The following is a 22,156-nucleotide window of genomic DNA, read 5'->3' as shown; positions in this document are numbered from 1 at the left end:
AAAGTAACAATCTAATAATTTCGTTAATATACACCATTATTATATCATGATTGAAAATTCAAATTTACGTATTTTAGTGATTACTAACATACTACCTATTTCGGAAATAGAAAGAAAAAAGAATGAGAATGATGTAATTCTGGAGACTGAAAAGAAATTTAAACTCTATTATCCAAATATTGAGTTTAAGTATATATTTGTTACTCCTTATTCTAATATTATACTCTCTGTTTTTTCGAAAAGATGGCTTTCGTATTACAAATTAAGAAGAGGTAAAACCTATTCGTTGGCGGATCATACCGTTCATATATATGGTTTATTGATGTTTCCAATTAAATTTTCATTTCGGAAATTATTTTATAAACTCAGCTACTTTTTTAATAGAAAGATGATAGCAAGAGTTATTAAAGATTTCGAACCATCTGTGATTCATGCTCAGAATGTTGATGAAGATGTTTCCCTTGCAAGATATATTTTTAAAGAATATGGTATACCTTATATCGTGACTCTAAGAAGTATCCAAAGAAAGGATTCAGTAGTTAAAACCAATTTGGTCGGTCCATCCTCATATATTGCCATTAGTTTCATGCAAAAAAAAATAGCTAATTCCTTCGGTATTGATCCTGTATTCATCCCTCACGGGATTCCTGATTCTTTTTTTTCAACAATTGAAAGTCATGAAAAAAGAGACACTCGTATTAGAATTATTTCTGTGTGTCGTTTGCTGAAATTGAAAAATTTAGACATGGTTATTAAGGCATTGGCTACAGTGAATTATGATTACACGTATCATATATATGGTGATGGACCTGAAAAGCAAAATTTAGAAAGATTAATTACTAGGTTTGATCTATCAAATAAAGTCACACTTCATGGTTTTGTTCCAAATAGAGAGTTGCCTGGTATCCTTTCTAATATGGATTTATTTGTCATGCCGAGTTTTCCAGAGACATTAGGTCGGGTATACCTCGAAGCGATGGCATGTGGACTGCCAATCATTGGTGTTAAAAACACCGGAATTGACGGAATAGTTGAAAACGGAAAACATGGCTTTCTTGTAGATATTGATGACGAGAGATCATTGGAGCGGGTATTGACAAAAGTTTTTGATAATCCCGATCAGTTGAGAGAAATGAGTGTAAACGCGCGAAAATTAGTTGAAGCTTTCCGCTGGGAAATTATCATCGAAAAGCTTCATAATGTATATATAATGTCTCGAGATAATTCTTAGTTTTAGTTTATATTTATAATAGAAATTTTTATGAAAACTACCATCATAGCAGGTGCACGTCCCAATTTTATGAAAATTGCGCCTATTATACACGCCATTGAAAAGTCAAAAAAATCAGGTAATAACATCGATTACAGATTAATACACACTGGACAACACTATGATAAAAAGATGTCTGGTGATTTTTTTGAACAATTACAGATCCCAGAGCCCCATGCAAATTTAGAGGCTGGAGGTGGTACGCAAGCGGAACAAACTGCGGCGATAATGATCAGATTTGAAAAAGAATTGCAAGCGAACCCGACTGACCTTGTAATAGTGGTGGGTGATGTTACATCGACAATGGCATGCGCAGTCACTGCACAAAAGATGCATACTAAAGTTGCACACGTTGAAGCTGGTATCAGGTCTGATGATTGGACGATGCCAGAAGAGATTAATCGTTTGGTAACAGATAGTGTTACTAATTATTTCTTTACTACTTCCGATATAGCGAATGAAAACCTCAAAGGATCCGGTGTAGAAGAAGATCGCATTTTCTTTGTTGGAAACACAATGATCGACACCCTATTAGAGCAGCGACCACGTTTTCAAAAACCTGCAATTTGGGATAAATTGAAACTAAAGGAAAAAGAGTATTTTGTTATGACTCTTCATCGTCCTGCGAATGTAGACGAAGAAGAAAAGTTGAAAGAATTGATGGATGAAATTGTAAATAATTCACAAAATCTTCCTTTAGTTTTTCCTGTTCACCCACGTACTGCCAAAATCCTGTCAAATGTTGGTGTTTCTCATCCTCGCCTACATATGGTTGAACCCTTAAGTTATTTGGAATTCAATTATCTTGTGGAACGTGCCAAAGCTGTTGTTACTGACTCAGGTGGTATCACAGAAGAAACTACGGTAATGGGTGTTCCTTGTATGACGCTACGCGATAATACTGAACGGCCTGAAACAATCACATTAGGTACAAATGAACTGTTGGGTACCGATCCAAAAGCTATCAAACCGGCAATGGAAAAATTATTTGCAGGTACGTGGAAAAAGGGGGATGTAATTCCATTATGGGATGGTAAAACTGCGGAGAGAATAGTTGATATTTTGACCATTTTGGACTTCGATTAGGGGTATTTGTATTATGAAGATACTGCATATTTGTAACGATTATTTGGGCTCTAAGGTTCATAAAAGTCTTTATGAGGAAATTGATAGTTATGATGTTTCACAAGTAGTTTTCGTTCCGTTTCGAAAAGGGCAAGACATTGCCAGAAATAGAGTAACTTTTCAAGCTAAAGACTCTTTTGTTGTTTTTTCAAAGCAAATAAAGCTTTACCACAGGTTTTTTTTTCGGTTGAAAATAAAAATGTTGCTAAAGAGCTTTTATGAACAAGTCAATACGACTCGAGTAGACGCTATATTTGCAACAACGTTATTTAGTGACGGATCGATAGCATTGGATATTCATAAAAAAACCGGAATACCATATATTGTTGCTGTTCGAAGCACTGACATTGATGTGTTTATGAGATTTAGACCTGATTTAAATAACCTGTGTTTGGATATCCTAAATCATGCTAAATATGTGATATTTATTAGTGATTCTTTGAAATTTAAATTCTTTAAAAGGATTAATAATCAGCACCGACTGCAAATAGAACAAAAAAGTAAAATAATATATAACGGAATTTCGAAGGAGTTTCTGGCTAATTTAGAACAAAAGAAAAATAATATTAAACCTTGGAAAATTATTTATGTTGGAAGTTTGATCCGGCGTAAAAATGTGATGCGATTAATGGACTCCGTTGTTAAAATTTCAAATAAGGGAAAAAATATACAGTTAAATATATATGGAAAAGGCGGTGGTTTAGAAAATGATGTAGTTGATTATTCCAAGAAATATCCAACGATAATTAGATATTTTGGATCTATTGACAATCAAATGGATTTAATAAAAAAGCTAAGAGAAAATCATGTATTTGCGATGCCGTCTTACAGAGAGACATTTGGCTTGGTTTATATTGAAGCTCTTTCTCAAGGCTTACCTATCATTTATGCGGTCAACGAAAGTGTAGATAAAATGATAGATGGAGTGGGAGAGTCGTGCGATCCCTTTTCTATTACTTCAATTGAGAACGCTATCCAACGTATTCTGGATAATTATGATTCATATGATCTTTTAAAAATCGATTTTGGAGTTTTTTCGTGGAAAAATATTGCATTTCGATATATTGATATTTTTCAAAAAACGATCAGTACGACAAATGAGAATTAGCTAAATTCATATATTAATGAAAATAATATATTTCTATCAATATTTTTCGACACCTAAGGGCTCCTGGGGGACTCGTGTTTACGAGTTTGCAAAGGATTGGGTAGAAAAAGGACACGAAGTGACCGTTGTTTCGAGTGTTTATAGTAAGTCGGATTTAGAGGCCAAGAAACTAATTGAGGATCAATATTTCGAGGGTATACATGTTAAGGTAATAAATGTTACTATTGACAATAAACAACCTTTTCTAAAACGTATTTGGTCTTTTATTCAATATAGCTTTCTTTCATCCTATTACGCGCTAACACTTAAAGCCGATATTGTTATTGCCTCTTCTGGACCAATAACCGTTGGGTTACCAGGACTAATCGCTAGATACATCAGAGGAAGAAAGCTTGTATTTGAAACAAGAGACTTGTGGCCAGAGGGGGCTATTGAACTTGGGATTATAGATAACTCTATAATGACGAAGGTAGCTTACTGGTTTGAGAAAGTCTGCTACAACGCTTCAGCATATATTATTACTTTATCTCCAGGAATGACCCAAAATATTAAGAAAAGGTTTGGTTTTCAGAAAGTAGATGATGTGACGAATGCTGCTAACATTAAGCTTTTTTCTACGCCTGTTTCTTTTGATTCCGGACAAGTTTCCTCTAAGAGTTATGCGATATATACAGGTAACATCGGAATGGTTAATAATTCTTATTGGTTATACGAAGCTGCCAAACTATTGAAGAAATCAAATCGGGATGATATCAAGATACTATTAATTGGTGAAGGACAGCAACGTGAAGAATTGGAAGCGTTAGCAAGTAAAGAAGGTATAGATAACTTCATACGACTTGGGCTTATGCCTAAGAGCGATTTAGTAGGATATGTTCAAAACGCATTCGTATCTTTAGTTCCATTAAAGGGAACACCAGTTTTAGATACATCTTCTCCGAACAAATTTTTTGAATCTCTTGCAGCGGGTGTTCCGGTTATTCAAAACACACAGGGATGGATGAAAGACTTTTTAACTGAGCATGAAATTGGTTTAACTTTAGACCCGAATGACCCGCAGCAATTGGCGAATGCGCTTATTGAAATGAAGGATAATCCTGATAGAACGAATTCAATGGGCGAAAAAAGCCTATCAATTGCTAAACAATATTTTGATAAAGATTATTTAGCAAATAAAATGTTGAAAATATTGGAAAAGGTTCATGGAGAAAACTAAAATTTTATTTACTGGTAGTAATGGATTCTTAGGAAAAATATTGAAAAGCGCTTTTTCTACTGAATTTGAGATTAAAGATCTTCAAGAATTTTCTAAAGAATATATAGATATTTCCAAGAATATTACGCTGAATATTGATTTTCTTCCAGAGATAATTATACATAGTGCAGGTAAAGCTCATTCGGTCCCAAAATCGAAATGGGAACAACAGCGCTTTTTTGACGTGAATTATTGGGGAACCGTAAACTTGACCTCTTTTCTCGACAAGTTAGAGGTGAGACCATCTTCGTTTATATTTATGAGTACAGTTTCGGTATATGGATTAGAAAGTGGCGAGAATGTTAATGAAAAACATGCTCTTTTAGGAGATTCTCCATATGCAAAAAGTAAAATAATGGCAGAAGAATATTTAAAAAAATGGGCGAGTTTGAACAATATTACACTAAGTATCTTAAGGTTGCCACTTGTTGCAGGACCTAACCCACCTGGGAACTTGGGTGCTATGATCAATGGTATAAATACCGGCCGGTACTTCAGTATAGGTAAAGCGAACTCAAAGAAGAGTGTAATTTGGGCAGAGGATATTGTCAAGATAATACCGAGGCTATCGGAAGTAGGGGGAATATTTAATCTTACAGATGGCTATAATCCTTCTTTTGGTGAATTAGAGCGAGCTATTTCTGAATCACTTGATCGCCCTTTACCGACAAAAATACCTATGTTATTGGCTAGAGTATTGGCGAAGATAGGAGACTTATTAGGACCACGCTCACCTATTAGTTCAGATAAATTACGTAAAATTACGTCTTCCCTAACTTTTGACGATAGCAAAGCTAGGAAAGAAATTGGATGGAGACCTTCCAATGTGTTGGAAAAAATAAAAACTGATATTAATATTTAAAATACAATCATAATGAAAGTTAATAAAATCTGTTGTATAGGTGCTGGTTATGTAGGTGGACCAACAATGTCGGTGATTGCAAAGCAATGTCCAGATATTCAGGTCACTGTTGTTGATTTAAACCAGCAACGAATAGCTGCTTGGAATGACGAGGACATTAACAATATACCTATTTATGAACCTGGTCTTACAGATGTGGTCGCTGATGCAAGAAATCGTAACTTATTCTTTTCAACGGATGTTGAAAAAGCAATTGAAGAAGCTGATACAATATTTATCTCTGTAAATACCCCAACAAAAACTTATGGTAAAGGTAAGGGGCAAGCAGCAGATTTAAAGTGGATAGAACTTTGTGCAAGACAAATTGCTAAAGTTAGCCAATCTGATAAAATTGTGGTTGAGAAATCAACGTTGCCCGTCCGCACAGCGAGCACTCTAAAAGACATTCTTAAGCATACGGGAAGTGGCGTTAAATTTCATATTCTTTCAAATCCCGAATTCCTTGCTGAAGGAACAGCTGTTAAGGATTTACTAAACCCGGATCGCGTCTTGATTGGGGGAGAGCAAACCGAAGATGGCAAGCAAGCTATTCAGGCTCTTGTTGACGTTTATGCAAGATGGGTACCGAAAGAAAAAATTCTAACAACTAACATTTGGTCCTCAGAGTTGTCGAAGCTTACAGCAAACGCTTTCTTAGCTCAACGAGTGTCTTCCATCAATGCACTTTCTGAGTTATGTGAATTCACGGAAGCTGATGTTAACGAAGTTGCAAGAGCGATTGGTACGGACAGTCGTATCGGGCCGAAGTTCTTAAAAGCATCAGTAGGTTTTGGCGGTTCATGTTTTCAAAAAGATATTTTAAATCTTGTTTATATAGCACGAACTTATGGTTTGATGGAAGTAGCAGATTACTGGGAGCAAGTAATTTTAATGAATGATCATCAGAAGCGTCGTTTTGCGGATAAGATTATTCGTAATCTTTATAATACGGTTAATGGTAAGAAGATTGCTTTCCTTGGCTGGGCTTTTAAAAAAGACACGAATGATACACGTGAATCTGCAGCGATCTATGTTGCCGATCACCTTTTGTTTGAACAAGCTGAGATCTCTGTTTACGATCCAAAGGTAACTGAGCAACAAATTTATAATGATCTGGATTATTTAGCTACACGAAGTAGTGAAGAGAACAAAAAGCTTCTTCAAATAGAATCTGATCCTTATGAAGCTTGTAAAGATGCTCATGCGATAGCTATTTTAACAGAGTGGGATGAGTTCAAGGAATATGATTGGCAAAAAATTTATGACAATATGTTGAAGCCAGCTCATATCTTTGATGGACGTAATATTTTAGACAAAGATAAACTAAGAGAGATCGGATTTATGATTAGTGGTGTTGGGAGTTAGTTAATACCTACTGTTCAATGACATATATTTTCTTAATAATTACGCTTTTCGCCCTCATGTTCGTCTATTTCAAAATAGCGGACAAGTTTAATATCATTGACAAACCTAATGAGCGTAGTTCGCATTCTACGATTACTATTCGCGGAGGCGGTATAATCTTTTTAGTTTCGATTATCATTGCCGGGATCATGTATCCGAGTTATCTGCTACCAGTGGCTGGCGCAGCGGTAATTGGAATTATCTCTTTCCTTGATGACCGTATTACGCTTTCTAGTAAAATTCGGATTCTATTTCATTTGGCGGCTGTGTCAATGATGTTTCAGTTCCTGCCGGTGTTTACAATTATCCCATGGTGGGGTATTATCGCACTTTATATCCTGGTGATTGGGATTATTAATGCCTATAACTTTATGGACGGCATCAATGGTATTACAGGGCTCTACAGTCTGGTTGTGCTTGGCGGTCTACAATACGTCAATATTAATGTGTTTAACTTTGTTGAGCGTGACCTTATCTGGTTACCCATGATATCATGTGTGGTATTCCTTTTTTTCAATTTCAGAAAGAAAGCCAAATGTTTCGCTGGTGATGTAGGTAGCGTAACTATGGCATTTTGGGTTATGTTCTTGATGCTACGCTTGATATTGGAATCCGGGAACCCTATCTATATTTTATTCCTGACCGTATATGGTATTGATTCCATCTTTACGATTATACACCGATTGGCATTACGTCAAAATATCTTCGACGCTCATAGACTTCATTTTTATCAAATTTTAGCCAATGAGAGAAAAGTGCCTCACTTAGTAGTGTCAACAATTTACGCAATTGTGCAAGCTCTGATTATTTGCTTTATTATTGGTTCTAATATGCATTGGTTGGCGGTGTTCTTGATTAGTACATTGCCGCTCGCAGCGGTGTATATGCTGAAGTTTAGATTGATGAAGTCTTTGCCGTAGGGTAAGGTTGTCTTCGCTATGAAATTAAAAATTTTATTTCTTTTACCTTCGTTCAGAAAAGGAGGGGAGGCGAAGAATACGCTAAACATCTTAAATTCGCTGGATACTAGCCGATTCGATTTAACATTGTTAATCTGCTCAAAAGGGCAGAGCGATTTCAAGGAGTTTCTGAATAACAGCGTTAACGTCATTGAAATCGGATCGCACACACCCTTTTGGAAGTTTTATTACATCGTAAAAACAATCCGATTAGTTCGTCCAGATATAACCTTCACCTCTTTTATCGATCTCAATTTTGTTGTTGGTATCTATAAATTATTTTCTTTCAGGAGATTTATTAGCGTACTTCGTTTTAACACCATGCCTTCTTATACTATCTCCTCAATGTTGGGATTGCCGGTAACGAAAAATAGTAAAAGCTTTTCAGTCAAATCAGCTAATAAGATTATTGCCCAGAGCTCTGAAATGCATGATGAAATTTCAGAATATTATCCAATATCAAAAGGGAAAGTTGATGTTATTCAAAATATTGTCAATCGTGATCAAATAATTCAGTTAGCAAACAAATATAACCCCTATAAGCCATATAACGGCACAACATTAGTTGCTGTAGGTAGTTTATGGGCGACTAAAGGTTTTGAGTTTTTGATTAAAGCAATGAGGGAAATTGTTTACAAACATCGTCAAGAGGTTCGATTGTATATCGTAGGAGAAAACCTAATTAAAGATAGTGGCTATGATAAGTTTCTTAAGGCAATGATAGAAGATTTGAAACTTGAAGATAATATTTTCCTTGAGGGTTACACTCCTAATCCGTATCCTTATATGAAGCACGCAGATGTCTTTGTTTTATCCTCACTGAAGGAAGGATTTCCTAATGTTGTTCTTGAAGCATTGAGTTTAAAAGTGCCGTGTGTAGTAACTGACTGCGTAGATTTTCAAGGAATTATTAATCCAGGCTCTAACGGATACATTGCAAAGAAAGCTAATGTAAATTCTTTGGTTGAAGGAATTTTACAAGCTATGAATATGGATTTTGATATGGAAGAAATGGACGATTTTGATTATAATGTATGGTTTTCTTCCCTGCTATAACCCCTTTCGTCCAAAGCAAACCTATTCAACCACTTAATCTTCGATTTCCGGCAATACCAATCGGTATATATGAGGTCAATATCGGTTGTTTTCGTTATGCCAAAATCAAGACCTTTATATTTTTCAATCGTCTTTACAAATTCTTCAGCATTTCTGATTCGATCCCGAAAACGGACTGAGGTTATATGGGCGGTTTTTGTAAGGTATCTAGTATCGATATCTTGCATTAAAGTAGAGCTTCTAAAATTTTCACGAAGCCGATCTCTCAAAGTTGGCAAATTATCGTTGAGTATAAACCCTTGAATCATGACTGCTTCCTTCGTGGTAGTAACTCCTTTGAAACGAATTTGTATATCTTGAATATCTTTAAGACTTGTTGATATAACTTCGATATACTTATCGACATTTCTTTGATCAATCGTAAATCCATCTTGACACGATATAATGGACAGAACGGTCACATGTAGATCCGAAATCGGTTGGTAATATTGTGATGAGTCAATTTCCCGTAGCTCTCCATTGAACTTTTCTATGTTTTTCTGAACTTCTTTATCAGGCCAGATTATTAGAGATAAACCTCTGCGATTGTCTATAGGCCGGTCTATAAATGTATCAATTGAATGATTACGACCGTTTATGCTGCTTATTGAGTTGTCATAAAAACTCTGATAAAGTGTTTCTAATTCGTCATTGATCTTTGTTGTTGCCATGCACCCAAAAATAATGAAAATACGAGTGATATCAACTCACTTACTCAACACCACCCCAAGATGGGAGTGTCTTTGGTCATTCGGGCGGGGACATTACCCATAAGCATTATTACTTGTTGGTGATTAGCAATCTCAATGACCCTTATGTGCTTAATATCCAGGATAAGATCAATACCTTACGCCACAGCACGGTGCCAGTTACTTTGTTAATCCACTTGGTGAGGGCATTTTAAAGAAAAATAAAGTTGGGTGACCGGTTTTTTCTCATATAAAGCGATACGGTGCAAGATTGTATTATACACCTTTGTCAGAAAGCTTATTGCAAACAGATCAATCGCAAGTAGTTGATAAATCACAGTTTCCCGATGCTGTGGATATACAGATTCTCAAGACTGATAAACGTTACGTAAATATACGAAACTCACGTGCATCATCATTTTTGGCAACTGCCGAACAAACGTCTGTTAATTATGAAATATGTATTTCACTTTTTAGCCAAGCTTTGGAACAATCGTGTCTAGGTTTGATAGTTACTTTTTTAGGTTACTACCCCAATCTTCACCGGCTTTCTCATCTTATGGATCTTTTGCCGATTGTTCGTTCCATCATTAATACAAATTTTTCCAAAAGAAACCGTTCACGATCGGTTGATGCCTTTACCCGAGCCCACAATCTCCTGAGCGATCTGTTTCTTCTGGCAGGGCTTTAGAGCTTTTTTGCGATAACCTCCTTGGCTACTTCCAGATCAAGGGCCAGCTCCGTATACATACGTTTCAGCTTGAGGTTCTCCTCCTCCAGTTGCTTCATCCGTTTCAGCTCGCTGCCCTCCATCCCGCCGTAACGTTGCAGCCATTTATAGAAAGAGGCCGGACTGATGCCGTATTCGCGCGTCAGCTCCTGAACGCTTTTGCCCCCTTCAAATTCTTTTAGGACCTTGCTGATCTCCTCTGGTTTGAATCGTTTTCTTTTCATAATACACTGTTAAAGTTATAAATCATTTTTCTATTACCTAACAGTCTTCTTTTCGGGGAAGCTTACATGGAGTGATGGGTTTTATAACTTCTAACGTGTCAACACCACCCCAAACCCCACAAAATCAGCCTGAGCTTGATGAAAGTAAGTTTTAGCTTGAATAGCTGCCCAGTTAGTTAACTGATATTTTATATTCGCTGTCCAGTAGGTATTGACAGGTAATAGGCTGTCGTAATAAAGGTAATACCCATATTTGAATGAAAAGCCCAGTCGGCCCATCCATAGATCGGGGCCTAAGCCGATTCCTGCTCTCCACCGTTTGAAAGACGTCGCGTAAAATTGATAGGTTTCCGCGTGTCGGTTTGCATCATAAATAGAATGGTAGTAAACTGCGTCTACACCAAAACTTAAGCCAAAGACCTGATTGAAGCGATAGTTGTAACCAGCGTACAGCCCGGTTTTTGTTAAGCCGTCCTTGCTTTTATAAACACCACGCCGACCGATATTAATACCTAGGTCAAAACTATGGGTCTTATACCCTGATTCGAAGTAAGGCGCATGATCTGTCTTCTCAAGAGACGTTTTTCGAGGGTTTAAATAATGGATTAACCCCAAATCTGCATTGATACTATTGATCCCTTTATTGGGTACCCGTAAGGCTGCATTGGAATAATGGAAGACGTCGATACCTGCCGATAGTGCCAGATTATCAGAGATACGGCTGTTCATTTTTAAAGACGCTCCCAGCGCGAAATTTAAGTGACCAGCAATAAATTGGTTTTCGTTGGTGAACCAGGTTTGACCGGCATAGGCTAGCCCGATCCGCGGAGAGAAATAGAGGCCGGTATTTTGGCCTTTCACAATAGGAACGCTCACCGCGCTCATCAATGCAAAGGAGTCCCCAAACTTTCCGGGTGGCTCGTTATTTATGGACAGCTTGTTGTTGTTTTTGTAATTCAGAATAATGTCAATGCTGCTGATATTCAAACCGGTGATCCAAGGACGGTTGCTGCCTTCAGTACTGATATGATAGATCAATTCACCTCCTAAAACCGTTCCCGACAGTTTATCCCCACCATCTGAAAAAGTAGCTAAGCTGATCTCAGGGCTAAACTCCAGACTGTTTCTTTGTTCCTGAGCGTAAACAAAGTTTGCGCACAGCAGAATCAACAAAAAAGCAGAAATACGCTTCATTACAAACGTCAGTTGTGATGATTTATAACTAGCGGGTAAAAATACGGTTAATAAATTAACTTTCGTTATGCACACGAGCCATCATTCCCCCTTGCTCGTGAAATGACCTATCAAACGAAGGCAAGGGATAGAGTTTATTTGTTATATCAATTGTTTGGGCTATATTCGTCTACAGCATCTTTTTTCAGGATGTTTGTTTTAATAAAAAAAATCCCACTCGACATTGTCGAGTGGGATTTTTAGGTTCAGGTTCGGAGCGATTGTACTCCAAAGTTTTAAAAGGTTTAGGACCGAAACTATGCCAGGTATTACTTCTCAGCTTTAAGCTTTTTTACCTCTTCTGCCAGACTAATCACAGCTTTATTTAGATTAACTATCAAGTCGCTTCTTTCTTTGTCATTTGCAATAAACTTTTCGAAAACCTCGACAACTTTCTCAACAGGCTCATAAGTAATATTCGGTTGGTAATTCTGATGATTTGTCGAGTGATCTCTATTATTCTGAATATTATAGATTGCTTTTTCCTCGTTAAAGTTTTTAATAAACTCTGGCGTTACACCCAATGCGTCCGCAAATTCTTCTAATAGGTCATCTGGAATAGTTTCTGCATTTTCCCATTTAGAAACAGTCTGCTGTTTAATTGGGTTCTTGATGCTCATGCCTAACACGTCTTGCTTCATGCCAATGATTTCACGAATCCGACGTAGGTTATAACCTATATGCGGTTTGGTTTTTCTCTCATCAAAAAAAGTATCCATAGTTCTATTCAGATGTTTGTTAAATGCTTATTAATAAATTTGCTGTTAGACTGTAAATATAATGAATTTATTGTGTTCTTTACATTGCGGTTATTCTCCACCAGTCAAGATTCCATCCACCGGTTGTTGTACTAATAATAAAGCTATGCTGACCTTTTTCGATTTCAGTTTCAAGTCCTATAGTTTCATAATTTTTCCAACTTTTGGTGTTCGGCACGTTTAATGTAGATTTTTCACCATCCGCGTCAATTTGTAGCGAAATTTTGATATTATCCCGATCTGTGGAAACTCTAAACTCGATCAAGTACTTTCCTGTTCTGGGAATGTTGATATAATCATAGGTCAATTCACCATTTGGCTGTACATTACCAACATTTTTTCCTCCATCGGTGTCGGCATGATTGTCGTTGCGGTTTACATTTTTGGATGAACTGCAGTCTTCTGCTTGTTGGGTTAAAGTGAAAATTTCTGCATCGGTTGCGATATAGCTGACCATGTAGTTATGCAGTTGATTAAACAATTTTGTGTTTTTAATCTTCGGCAGATGTAATGAGTCTACTAACAATGCTATATTCTCGTCAATAATAGCTATATCCGCAGGATATCCACTGTGTTTGATGTTCGGGAGACATTCATTAAGACGATCATCGTAACCTAAGAGCAGTCTGATTACGAGGTCATTTCTCGCTATGCTTATGGAATCAGGCCGCTTCTTTTGATTAGGGATGACCGTATGCTTGATGCTTGCTTCCTCCGTATCTTGTTTTTCTGGCGGAACCCGGTTTACGTAGGTGACACGGTGAAGTACGCGCCAGGGTTCGTTAGACCGGGTTAAGGCATCTTTTAATGCAACAGCATTTGGGTCATCCGGATTATCTAGCCAATCTCGGTCAATTATCTGATTGTTCGGATCATCTGCTTTTGCCAATGCCTTAAAATTTTCTTTATCGGGATCCAGATAGTAACTCATAAAACGGTAGCCTAAGACTTTGCCAGGGCAAAGAGCCGTTTGGAAGTTAAACGGGTATTGTCCAGCCTCCACACGAGGGGTAAAATCTGCAGTGGATTCATTCACTTTTACATCGAATTTGCCAGCTAGATCTTCTAGGATCCACATTCCATCTTCCTCCGTAGGGCTAATGGTATATTGTGTTGTATGTACATCCGGTGAATAGCTAATCCGTATTTTGGTCACCAAGCCTTTTTCTATTAGTAATTGTGTTAGAGGGTCTGAGGAAGGGTCTAAATAGCTAGCATCTCCATTCATTGGATTTCTCTCACCCCAGTTTTTATCCTTAATGTCAACGCCATTCACGGGAATAGATAATTTACCAAGAAATCCCTCACCATCGGCTTTGGATTCAAGAGCAAATGTTGCCTTATCACTAGAAGCGAAGGTATGGATTCCCTGAATTTTCGTCCCACCAAGTATATCAAGGCTAGCAGCTACACCGCTCATTGCCATAAACCCGACTGTTGCTTCTGATTCATATTTATATCCCAACTTCGCATTTACATTAAAATCGATTCCTAGAGCTTCCCGTCGTGACGAGCCTTCCGAGACCTCTAAGGACGCGAGACCGCCGTCTGCGGTCCAAACATAAGTATTGACCATGCTCCGGTTGGCAATTTCGTTGAGCCAGTCTTTTTTTGACAACTGGACGTCAGGGGCAGTGTTCATTAAGCTTGCAAAGTAATTATTGTATTCAGCTTGTTCTCTATTAATCTTGTCTTTGGTGGCATAAGCTTGTTGTACTTTGTAATAACTGCCTTTTTCTGCCAGACTCAAATTTTTGTAGTGGATATCCTTATCGAAACCGATATACCCATCGAGTGAACCGTTTTTTATATAGACAGGATTGATCTTAAACATAATTACATTCATATCCATCGGGATTTTTGGATCGGGTATAGGGAGGTAGCCGATGGTGGCTCCAGTACGTTTGGATCGTATTGCATAAAAATCGGCGACCATCGATTTGACGATGGCAGCTCCCATATTATTAGGGCGATATATCCTTCTTGATTGCACTTGGCGCTGATCTTTAGTGAAATTTCCAATATTATATAGGTTTTGTTCAAATGCCCCCGCCATGACAAGTGTGCTTTTGGTATTTGTGTTCTCAAAAACTTGAGCAGTGTTAACAGCCCGGATATTGTAATCGCCGTCGGCTTTTAAATGAACAAGATGTTTCCCGTGTCCCTCGACTGTATCACTTTCCGAAACAGGGCTTTCAACCTTCGCCTTCACCTTTGCTCCGGCGCCGATTGTAAAATCAAGATCCATGGCTCTTCCCCATGAAAACTTGCTGATTCCGCTATATGTCACCTCGTCTCCTTGCGCAAGGGTGACACTAGATGCGCCTAAGTATTTGTCGGGATTACTTGACTGCTCTATCCCCATGTTTTCACTAGGCAAGGGTGGCGCTCCTTCAATATAGCCGACAATGCGGGCACCGGTTTGGATTTGACCTAGATATACCAACTCAGTCGCATCTGGTTCCTTTGTGGTATTTAAAAGTATAGAAAATGGATCTGAGCAAATACCGACACGAACCGTTCCTGATGCTGCGTCTAATTCAACAACCGCCGGTGGCGAGCTCAGGATAACTTCATCGGTTGCGGGGGTTTGAATTCCATTGCTGAAGTTTATGGCATATTGTGCATCGTCTGAGACGGGAACGGGATATGGCAGATTCGAGTTGTTATCATTGGTTGAAGGCCAAATCTGTTGAGAAGGATTGTTTTCTACATAATGTGCATCGCATGGGTTGTTGGTTCGATCCGATAGGGCAATATCAAGATTTATTCCTGAACCCTGATTGTCATTGCACGGCCAGTAAGCGATAAGGCCATTTTCATCATTCATTAAGCGTTGATTGAGGCTTAGTTGGATGGCACGATGATCTCTTTGGATATCCCATAATCGAACTTCATTGAGATAACCATTAAATGCGTTAATGCCATCTGAAGAACCTAACCAGGCTTCTTGCGAGGAGATTTCCATCTTCGGTGCCATGGTGTCCATTGGAGCTTTTTGGCCGTTTACATATAATGTCCAATAGGAGGTAATGGGAGTAGGCACCCAATAAGGGACATCCATATCGGAGTCATTAATGTTGCGTATCCCGACAATTTTACCGGGATTGCCGCCTGTTTCATCTGGAACCTGGAGACCTTCTCCCTGATCAAAATTCCAGTATGCGGCGAGATCTGCACGCTCAGTCGGACTGTTAACCGGAGATTTCTGATAGTAGTCAATTTGAGCTGGTAATCTGGCAGTATTCCAAATTCGAATATCGTCTACAATCGCGGAAAGAATGGGGGAGTCGTTCGTATCCTTTTTACCGATCAGTAGCGCGGCTTCACTGGTCAATAGTTTTTCAGGTTTTTTATATTCGCTAAAGGTGTTCGATACTGTAAGTTGACCATTTACATATAATTCCACTTTAGGTTTAACTTTGACTGCGGTATAATATGCACTGCCTGCAACCTCTGCACTAACCGAGTTAACGGCATTGGTAATGCGTGGTTGAACTTTAAAGTTCATTTGCTGTGTGGTGCTATCAGAATCATCGTTGTCGGAACTTGTACTTGTGTTGACAGGGGTATTGTTCATTTTCCAATACCCGAGTAGACCTGATTCGACTGTGGAAACAGGGAAGTTCATATGATCAATGATTTGCTGCTCGCTACGGCAGGTGGTCCACATTCGGACGTCCCACATGCCTCCGACATAATGCTTTTGTGTTTCCGTGACTTCATCGTCAGCTATATTCTTGGCCGCACTGCCTATCAGCCATCCAAAGAGAGGGGCGTCTTTCGTGGTATCGAAGTTCGGATCTATGGAAAGTGCGGGTAGTACATGTGGAATGCCGTCTAAATAGATGGTTATGATTTTTGCTTTCCAATCAAATACGATTGCTACGTGATGATCAACTAAAGCGTTTTCATCGTTTTTATTGATAATAGTCAGGCCAGTGGAAATTTCTTCTAATTTTTTATTTTTTGAATAATAGTATAATTTGAGTTTCCCGTCTGTTCCTATCGCCACTTCTAAAAAAGAATTAGATTTGTCTTTCTCATTTCTAACGCAAGAGATAAGTGTTGATCGGTCCGTGGTTTTTAGCTCTGGACGGATCCACATTTCAATGGTCATTGTCCTTGATATGCCATCGTTCTCGAGTACTGCAGCATACGAGTTTTTGTTACTTGGAAAGTATAAGATATTTCGCGTCCCATCAGCCCGATAAACACCGCTAATATGAGTCCACTGCCCGGGATTTAATGGCAAGATGTCTGACGTCGAAGTGTAGTGTTTCCTTTTCCCGTCATAAGCTTGGAAAGTGGGGATGCCTTTTGGGTCAATAGCCAATTTGAATTTTCTGTTTTCATCTTCTTCTGACCATTGCGACAGGATCGGAATGGTAACACCTGAATTTATGCTTTCTTCATCAGGACATACCCACGCTTCAACCGTTATCGCTTCTCTGGGTTCGATTTGCAACTTCCCGCATTTTATGTAGCTTTCATCATGTAGGTGTAGTCCCCAACTTGCATGATAAGAAGCGGCTAAATGAGTCCACGATCCAGTTGACTTCGTTACTACTGCATCCACACTTTGCGCCCATACCTGTTGGTCACCCTTATTTTTACTTGCATACAAACGGCCATTGATGAGACCGAATAAATAGGGTGAATTTCCATCTCCCTGGGATAAAATTGTGCCGTTTATATCCGGTTGAACACGAGCCCACGCCTCTAAGGTTATATCTCCGTCAATCTGTAATTTTTCTTTTGGATCATCGCTTAATTTGAATAAAGGTTGATGTACTGCTGCAGGAATAGGGTCTAACAACCAGCGGGGATCGGAGCATGCGAGCCAAGTGAATTGTAATGTATTCGCTGTTATTTCATTCGGTAGGGATTGATCGCGATCTTCATCCAATTGATAGATTGCCGAGACGGCGAATAAAAGAGAAGCGTGTGGGAACGGACGGTCAGGTAATTCTTCTTCTGGGAATGGTGTACCATTTAGTAGTCTGATCAAGTTTTCTTTGTAATTATAATTTCGTGGTGCATCCGGTTGTTCGATAGAATCGGGTATGCGGCCATTGATGATGTCTATAATCGACGAAACCTTTCTTGGTAGGTTGGTCCACTGTTCGAGTAATCCTTTTTTAGTACTTGTTGTATCTTCGCTCATGGTAATGGATATCATACCTTTATGATTCTTGTCGTCGCTGATAGTGATGGAGCATAAATTAAATGTTGTGCCCGAAATCAGTGCCATAAACCTAAGCTTCGCAGCAAGCTCTTTTTCTGAATCTGACTGCCATGATAAAATTAGCTGAGCACGTTGCGTGCGTGTACTGTAATGAAGAGAGCCCCAATGAGTATCTTTTCTGCAATAAGACATTCTTATTAATCCATCTGCACTGGCGAGTAAGTCAGCTGCACCCTGAGTTTGAACCCCGGGTAACACAGTTCCACGAACCGCTAGGAGACCTTTGTCCCGTTTACACGCTAGAGGCATACTAATTCGGCTAGGAGAGGCGGCACTAACCCAGCTTCCGCCGTAACAAGTTGCGGAAGAGCCTCCTGTGATCTGATTGAATAGTTCATTGCCCTTACCTTCATTTAGGGGGAAGACAGCTACAATTTTGTCTTTATGTTGGACGTTCACGCCTTCGGGCGGATTTAGGACATCGATACTTCTATAAGCGAAAAGATTTTGATCATAGGGTTCTAAATTCCATGTGCGGATCTCGCTAATTGCACCCTTAAAGTAATAAGCTTTTGTAGACAAACTACCACCAACCGTGACTTGTGTAGGTCTATTGGTGGGTGCGGAAATCACAAAGCTACCTACGAGGTAGCCGTTTAAATATCCTCGTAGATTTAGATCATCTGCAGTAAGATTAAAAGAAAAGGTCAAATGAGCCCAGACATGAGATGGTAGGGGTGGAAGTCTATCCATCATGGATTTGTACATCCCGTTATTCGATGTATTATCTAGTGAGAACAAGCCCAAACGTAGATCATCGGTTAAACACAAACCGCAACTTTTATTGTCGCCAAACTGCAATTCTATGATGCTTTGATACTCTTTTGGATCAGCATAAGGCTTGATCCATATTTCAAAGGTATTTCCCCTGGCATCCGTATTGGGTAACGAAATATAATCGCTCCTTCCATTTAATTCAAGTGCTGTACCAAAAAACGGTGCGTCAGATAGTTGGAGTATATTAGGTTCAGCACTAGGATCCATCCATTCGGTCGGTGAGGAACCTGCAAGTCGCCCATTGATCCCTAATTCAAGGTCGACAACCAACAGGTTTGTGCTATTCCCAGATAATGTTAAAAATACTTTTGCATTGGTCATCATACTCAAATTATCGCCGTCTTTGTTTTGAGCCGGTTCCTGCTGGTAATACACGGTCGATGAAATATTGGTTACCGTCAATTGTTGATCATTGTAGGTCGGTTGGTACTTTGCGGATGGTGTAATTAATGGGTAACTTAATTTGTTCTTATTCGAGAAGATGTTAAATCCATTTAAGGACGAAACATCAAACGGCAACAGAAGTGTGCTGGGAATAGAAAAAGATAGTATGTTGTTTCCGCTGGCAGCAAAAATATGCCAAACTGCAGCGTTTGTATCAACTGGTACCCGTACGACTGAAAACTCATCATCCGGTGCTAGTTCTAAATCAAGAGGTAGAAGAAAAGTAGGTTCAATAAATAGTTCACCATCCATAGTTTGACCCCCTAAACTGTCTTTATCAGACGCAGGTACATCCGCGTTTTCACTCCGTATGTACCGGGTTTCTGTGGCGTGCGATAGAGTTACATTCTCCCGCTGGAAAATAAAACGGTCAACTAATAACCCTACTGGAAACTTATCTCCAGATGTGGCTTGATAACCCGTGTCCAGCGAAGTGGTACGAAAAACATAGACATAATCACCATCGGATACGACTACAAAAGGGTTCGCTTGTGTCAAAGATACTGAAGTGAGGGGGCGACGCTTATCATCTTCTCCGGGTATTTCCTGGGACAAAAGATTCATTCCGATCACACGTGTTTCCGTGGCGCAATTTAGAGGTGTAAGTGCAGTCCAATAATCATCCAATAGTTGATCATTATCCAATATTCGATCCGTCTCATCGCCCGATTCGTCACTTTTTGTTCCAAGCGTTGGATTGAGTGTACACCAATAAACCTCATCAAATGTAATTCCGTTAATCTCTGCGGGTGCAGTGGCAAATATAAAAGTATAGCCTTGATGTGTCAATGTTTTAACTTGTGTAAACTGTCGTTCTTCGTTTCTGATTTTCATAATAATGGTTATAATTTAGTAAGGTAATAATGGTGTATAGAGTAGTATTCGAAAGTCATCAACTTCAAATAGCCCCGGTCTTAATTAAGAATAGTAGGTTATAAGTGGTTGATTATCTGTATGGTAAATATAGTATATATATGTTGATATCCATAATTAATCGAGCTTTTTAGTTGTTTTATATAAAATTTTAGAGATTAATTTATGTGTCCTTCCTCGACTACCTTTGATATTCTTCGCAATGATTTACATTGCTTATGTGATGATTTACCATCCTTATCATTCGATATTCTTCGTATCCAAATCTATATTTGTAGCTGGACAAACCAATGAGCCATGATAAACCTATACACAACTCATTTCTTTGCGCTTTTTAGAGAAACATTTGAAACTGATTTCTTTGTAGAAGTAGAAATATCAGAAGTCTTTTCGCTGAAGATGCAATGTCTACTTATTGTCGTTGCCAAGGCACCGGAATAGCGTCCAGTTATTTTCAAAATCAACACATTTTAGTTCGTAAATAAAAGAGGTCAATTCCGTCCTTCGGGGAACCCTTATGCCATCATTTTTTAGATGTCAGGTATGATTTATTGTACGGAAATAGACCTTAAAGACCTAGTTTCATGTGTAATCAGCCGCACTTATACGTGGCTCTCCCCGGGCCACGGTAAGTGCATCTTAAAACCAATAAATGCACTTTTATGACAAGAAAATACTTTCCGTTCTGTTTTTATGTTTTAGTATCAGTTCTCTGTTTGGGTAAGCCTTCATCGGCTTACCCTTCGGGGAGCCTTGGCGGGGGAGGAGCGATCCCTGCCGTTGATGCTAGCTCTGAAACAGACTCCGCAACAATAGACTCTATTACGCCTCTGAAGATAGGCGACAAAATACCGGACGAACTATGGGATTATGCCTTCCCAGTTGTAAGTCCGCATAGTGATCAGGTGCAATACCTGACGCTCGGCGACTTCCGTGATAAACTGATCATCCTTGATTTTTGGGCGACGTGGTGCGCACCGTGCATATCGTCACTGCACAAGCTCGATACCCTGCAACAGGAATTTGCAGGTGACCTATTGGTATTCCCCACCAGTTATGAAGCTCAGGATAAAGTTACCAAGTTTTTTGCGGATAAAGGATGGAGCTTGCCGACAGCTTTCGATGAAACTCACTTGAAGGAGTACTTTCCGCACCGGAGTATCCCTCATCAGGTTTGGATCAAAGGAGGGGAGGTGATGGCCATTGCAGGGCCGGAATATGCGAGTAGGGAGAATATTTTGTCAATACTAAAGGGGGAGCAGGTTAAGATGGTTGCAAAGGAAGAGGATGTGGGTTTTGATAAGTCAAAGCCCATTGATGTCACGGAAGAAAACCGTGTTTATCAATCGTCTTTTACAAACAGGATCAATGCTCAGATCGGAGGGTACCGTAGAAGGGATAACGGGATAACTATTTATAATCTTGATTTATTGGGGATGCTCCGATTGGTCTATGAAGATAGACTCGGTTCATATCCCGATAACAACCGTATCATTTGGGAAATTGATAAAGAGACAAAGGACCGCATGGCAGCTGATTCCTCAATTACAAATCCGTCGAGCGCAGGGAAGCAAAAAGCAATGGATTGGTTAGGAAAGAACACCTACAGTTATACACTTGAAATGCCCAAAAGGACGGATCCCCAACTTGTAATGGAAATATTCAAGACTGATCTGGCGCGGCTACTGAACTCTAAATTTGAAGTGGAGGCTAGTATAGAAAAGCGAAAGGTCAGGAGCTTGGTGATCCACCGCGTCGATAAAGACAATCCAACTTTCTCCGACCAGCGAATAAAACCCCGGTTCACAAAGGATGGGGACACACTCACCTTCATAAACCAGCCATTTGATCATTTAGTCAAGTCGCTAGTTGCTACGTATTACAAGGAAGAGAAGCCGTTCATCGACAAAAGCAGATATCAGGGAAAAATGAACCTGAAAATCGTAATGAACCCGAATAAGCTTAAGGAGACGATCAATGTACTGAACAGTCGTGGCATAACGATCATGGAACAGGAAATCGAGATTGAGGTGTTGGTGATATCAAGAAAGGACAAAAATTAG

At 39.1% G+C, this 22,156-nt stretch carries 16 protein-coding genes; 11 read left to right on the top strand and 5 right to left on the bottom strand.

Annotated elements, in window-relative coordinates:
• Nucleotides 1–46: 46 nt before the first annotated feature.
• The 8 genes from D3P12_RS11230 to D3P12_RS15685 are packed head-to-tail and all read left to right on the top strand — an operon-like array spanning nt 47 to nt 9,078.
• Entirely contained in the window at nt 47–1,231 is a 1,185-nt protein-coding gene (locus D3P12_RS11230; protein ID WP_118195547.1) for a glycosyltransferase family 4 protein, read from the top strand.
• 30 nt (nt 1,232–1,261) lie between these two features.
• Complete coding sequence (gene wecB / locus D3P12_RS11225; RefSeq protein WP_118195545.1) at nt 1,262–2,356, top strand: non-hydrolyzing UDP-N-acetylglucosamine 2-epimerase; 1,095 nt, start codon at nt 1,262–1,264, stop codon at nt 2,354–2,356.
• 13 nt (nt 2,357–2,369) lie between these two features.
• A complete protein-coding gene (locus D3P12_RS11220; RefSeq protein WP_118195543.1) occupies nt 2,370–3,503 on the top strand; it encodes a glycosyltransferase family 4 protein in 1,134 nt (377 codons plus the stop codon).
• A 16-nt stretch (nt 3,504–3,519) separates the two neighbouring features.
• Complete coding sequence (locus D3P12_RS11215; RefSeq protein ID WP_118195541.1) at nt 3,520–4,719, top strand: glycosyltransferase family 4 protein; 1,200 nt, start codon at nt 3,520–3,522, stop codon at nt 4,717–4,719.
• Complete coding sequence (locus D3P12_RS11210) at nt 4,706–5,620, top strand: NAD-dependent epimerase/dehydratase family protein (protein ID WP_118195539.1); 915 nt, start codon at nt 4,706–4,708, stop codon at nt 5,618–5,620. Before D3P12_RS11215 ends, D3P12_RS11210 begins: the two co-directional genes overlap by 14 nt.
• Nucleotides 5,621–5,632: 12 nt before the next feature.
• On the top strand, nt 5,633–7,024 hold the full coding sequence (locus D3P12_RS11205; protein WP_118195537.1) for a UDP-glucose 6-dehydrogenase: 1,392 nt from the start codon (nt 5,633–5,635) through the stop codon (nt 7,022–7,024).
• A gap of 17 nt (nt 7,025–7,041) precedes the next feature.
• Nucleotides 7,042–7,983, top strand: a complete 942-nt coding sequence (locus D3P12_RS11200; RefSeq protein ID WP_118195535.1) for an MraY family glycosyltransferase — start codon at nt 7,042–7,044, stop codon at nt 7,981–7,983.
• A gap of 18 nt (nt 7,984–8,001) precedes the next feature.
• Nucleotides 8,002–9,078: a glycosyltransferase gene (locus D3P12_RS15685; protein WP_118195533.1), complete on the top strand. Its 1,077-nt coding sequence runs from the start codon at nt 8,002–8,004 to the stop codon at nt 9,076–9,078.
• Here D3P12_RS15685 and D3P12_RS11190 read toward each other — a convergent pair.
• Nucleotides 9,048–9,788 (bottom strand): 2'-5' RNA ligase family protein, encoded by a 741-nt coding sequence (locus tag D3P12_RS11190; RefSeq protein ID WP_118195531.1) that lies wholly within the window; start codon nt 9,786–9,788, stop codon nt 9,048–9,050. The two genes, D3P12_RS15685 and D3P12_RS11190, sit on opposite strands and share 31 nt — an antisense overlap.
• Before the next feature lie 304 nt (nt 9,789–10,092).
• Here D3P12_RS11190 and D3P12_RS11185 point away from each other — a divergent pair, with 304 nt between their 5' ends.
• Nucleotides 10,093–10,497 carry a hypothetical protein gene (locus D3P12_RS11185; RefSeq protein WP_157970326.1) on the top strand — a complete coding sequence of 135 codons (405 nt, stop codon included), beginning with the start codon at nt 10,093–10,095 and terminating at the stop codon, nt 10,495–10,497.
• Here D3P12_RS11185 and D3P12_RS11180 read toward each other — a convergent pair.
• From D3P12_RS11180 to D3P12_RS11165, 4 genes are all read right to left on the bottom strand, one after another.
• The gene (locus D3P12_RS11180) at nt 10,494–10,760 is read right to left on the bottom strand and encodes a transposase (RefSeq protein WP_118195527.1); all 267 of its coding nucleotides are present in this window, start codon (nt 10,758–10,760) and stop codon (nt 10,494–10,496) included. The genes D3P12_RS11185 and D3P12_RS11180 overlap by 4 nt on opposite strands.
• A 90-nt stretch (nt 10,761–10,850) precedes the next feature.
• A complete protein-coding gene (locus tag D3P12_RS11175; protein WP_118195525.1) occupies nt 10,851–11,954 on the bottom strand; it encodes an acyloxyacyl hydrolase in 1,104 nt (367 codons plus the stop codon).
• A 308-nt stretch (nt 11,955–12,262) separates the two neighbouring features.
• Nucleotides 12,263–12,712: a helix-turn-helix domain-containing protein gene (locus D3P12_RS11170; protein WP_118195524.1), complete on the bottom strand. Its 450-nt coding sequence runs from the start codon at nt 12,710–12,712 to the stop codon at nt 12,263–12,265.
• 79 nt (nt 12,713–12,791) lie between these two features.
• Nucleotides 12,792–20,054, bottom strand: a complete 7,263-nt coding sequence (locus D3P12_RS11165) for a LamG-like jellyroll fold domain-containing protein (protein ID WP_118195522.1) — start codon at nt 20,052–20,054, stop codon at nt 12,792–12,794.
• Nucleotides 20,055–20,390: 336 nt separating this feature from the next.
• On the opposite strand from D3P12_RS11165, the gene D3P12_RS15365 reads away from it, so the two are divergent.
• Together D3P12_RS15365 and D3P12_RS11160 are read left to right on the top strand one after the other, a co-directional pair.
• The gene (locus tag D3P12_RS15365) at nt 20,391–20,534 is read left to right on the top strand and encodes a hypothetical protein (RefSeq protein ID WP_157970325.1); all 144 of its coding nucleotides are present in this window, start codon (nt 20,391–20,393) and stop codon (nt 20,532–20,534) included.
• 221 nt (nt 20,535–20,755) lie between these two features.
• A complete protein-coding gene (locus D3P12_RS11160; protein ID WP_118195520.1) occupies nt 20,756–22,156 on the top strand; it encodes a TlpA disulfide reductase family protein in 1,401 nt (466 codons plus the stop codon).

Origin of the sequence: Pedobacter indicus, from assembly GCF_003449035.1 — a bacterium.
Classification (GTDB): Bacteria; Bacteroidota; Bacteroidia; order Sphingobacteriales; family Sphingobacteriaceae; genus Albibacterium; species Albibacterium indicum.
Note: the sequence above shows the minus strand (reverse complement) of the source record. Positions and strands in the feature narration are given on the sequence as shown.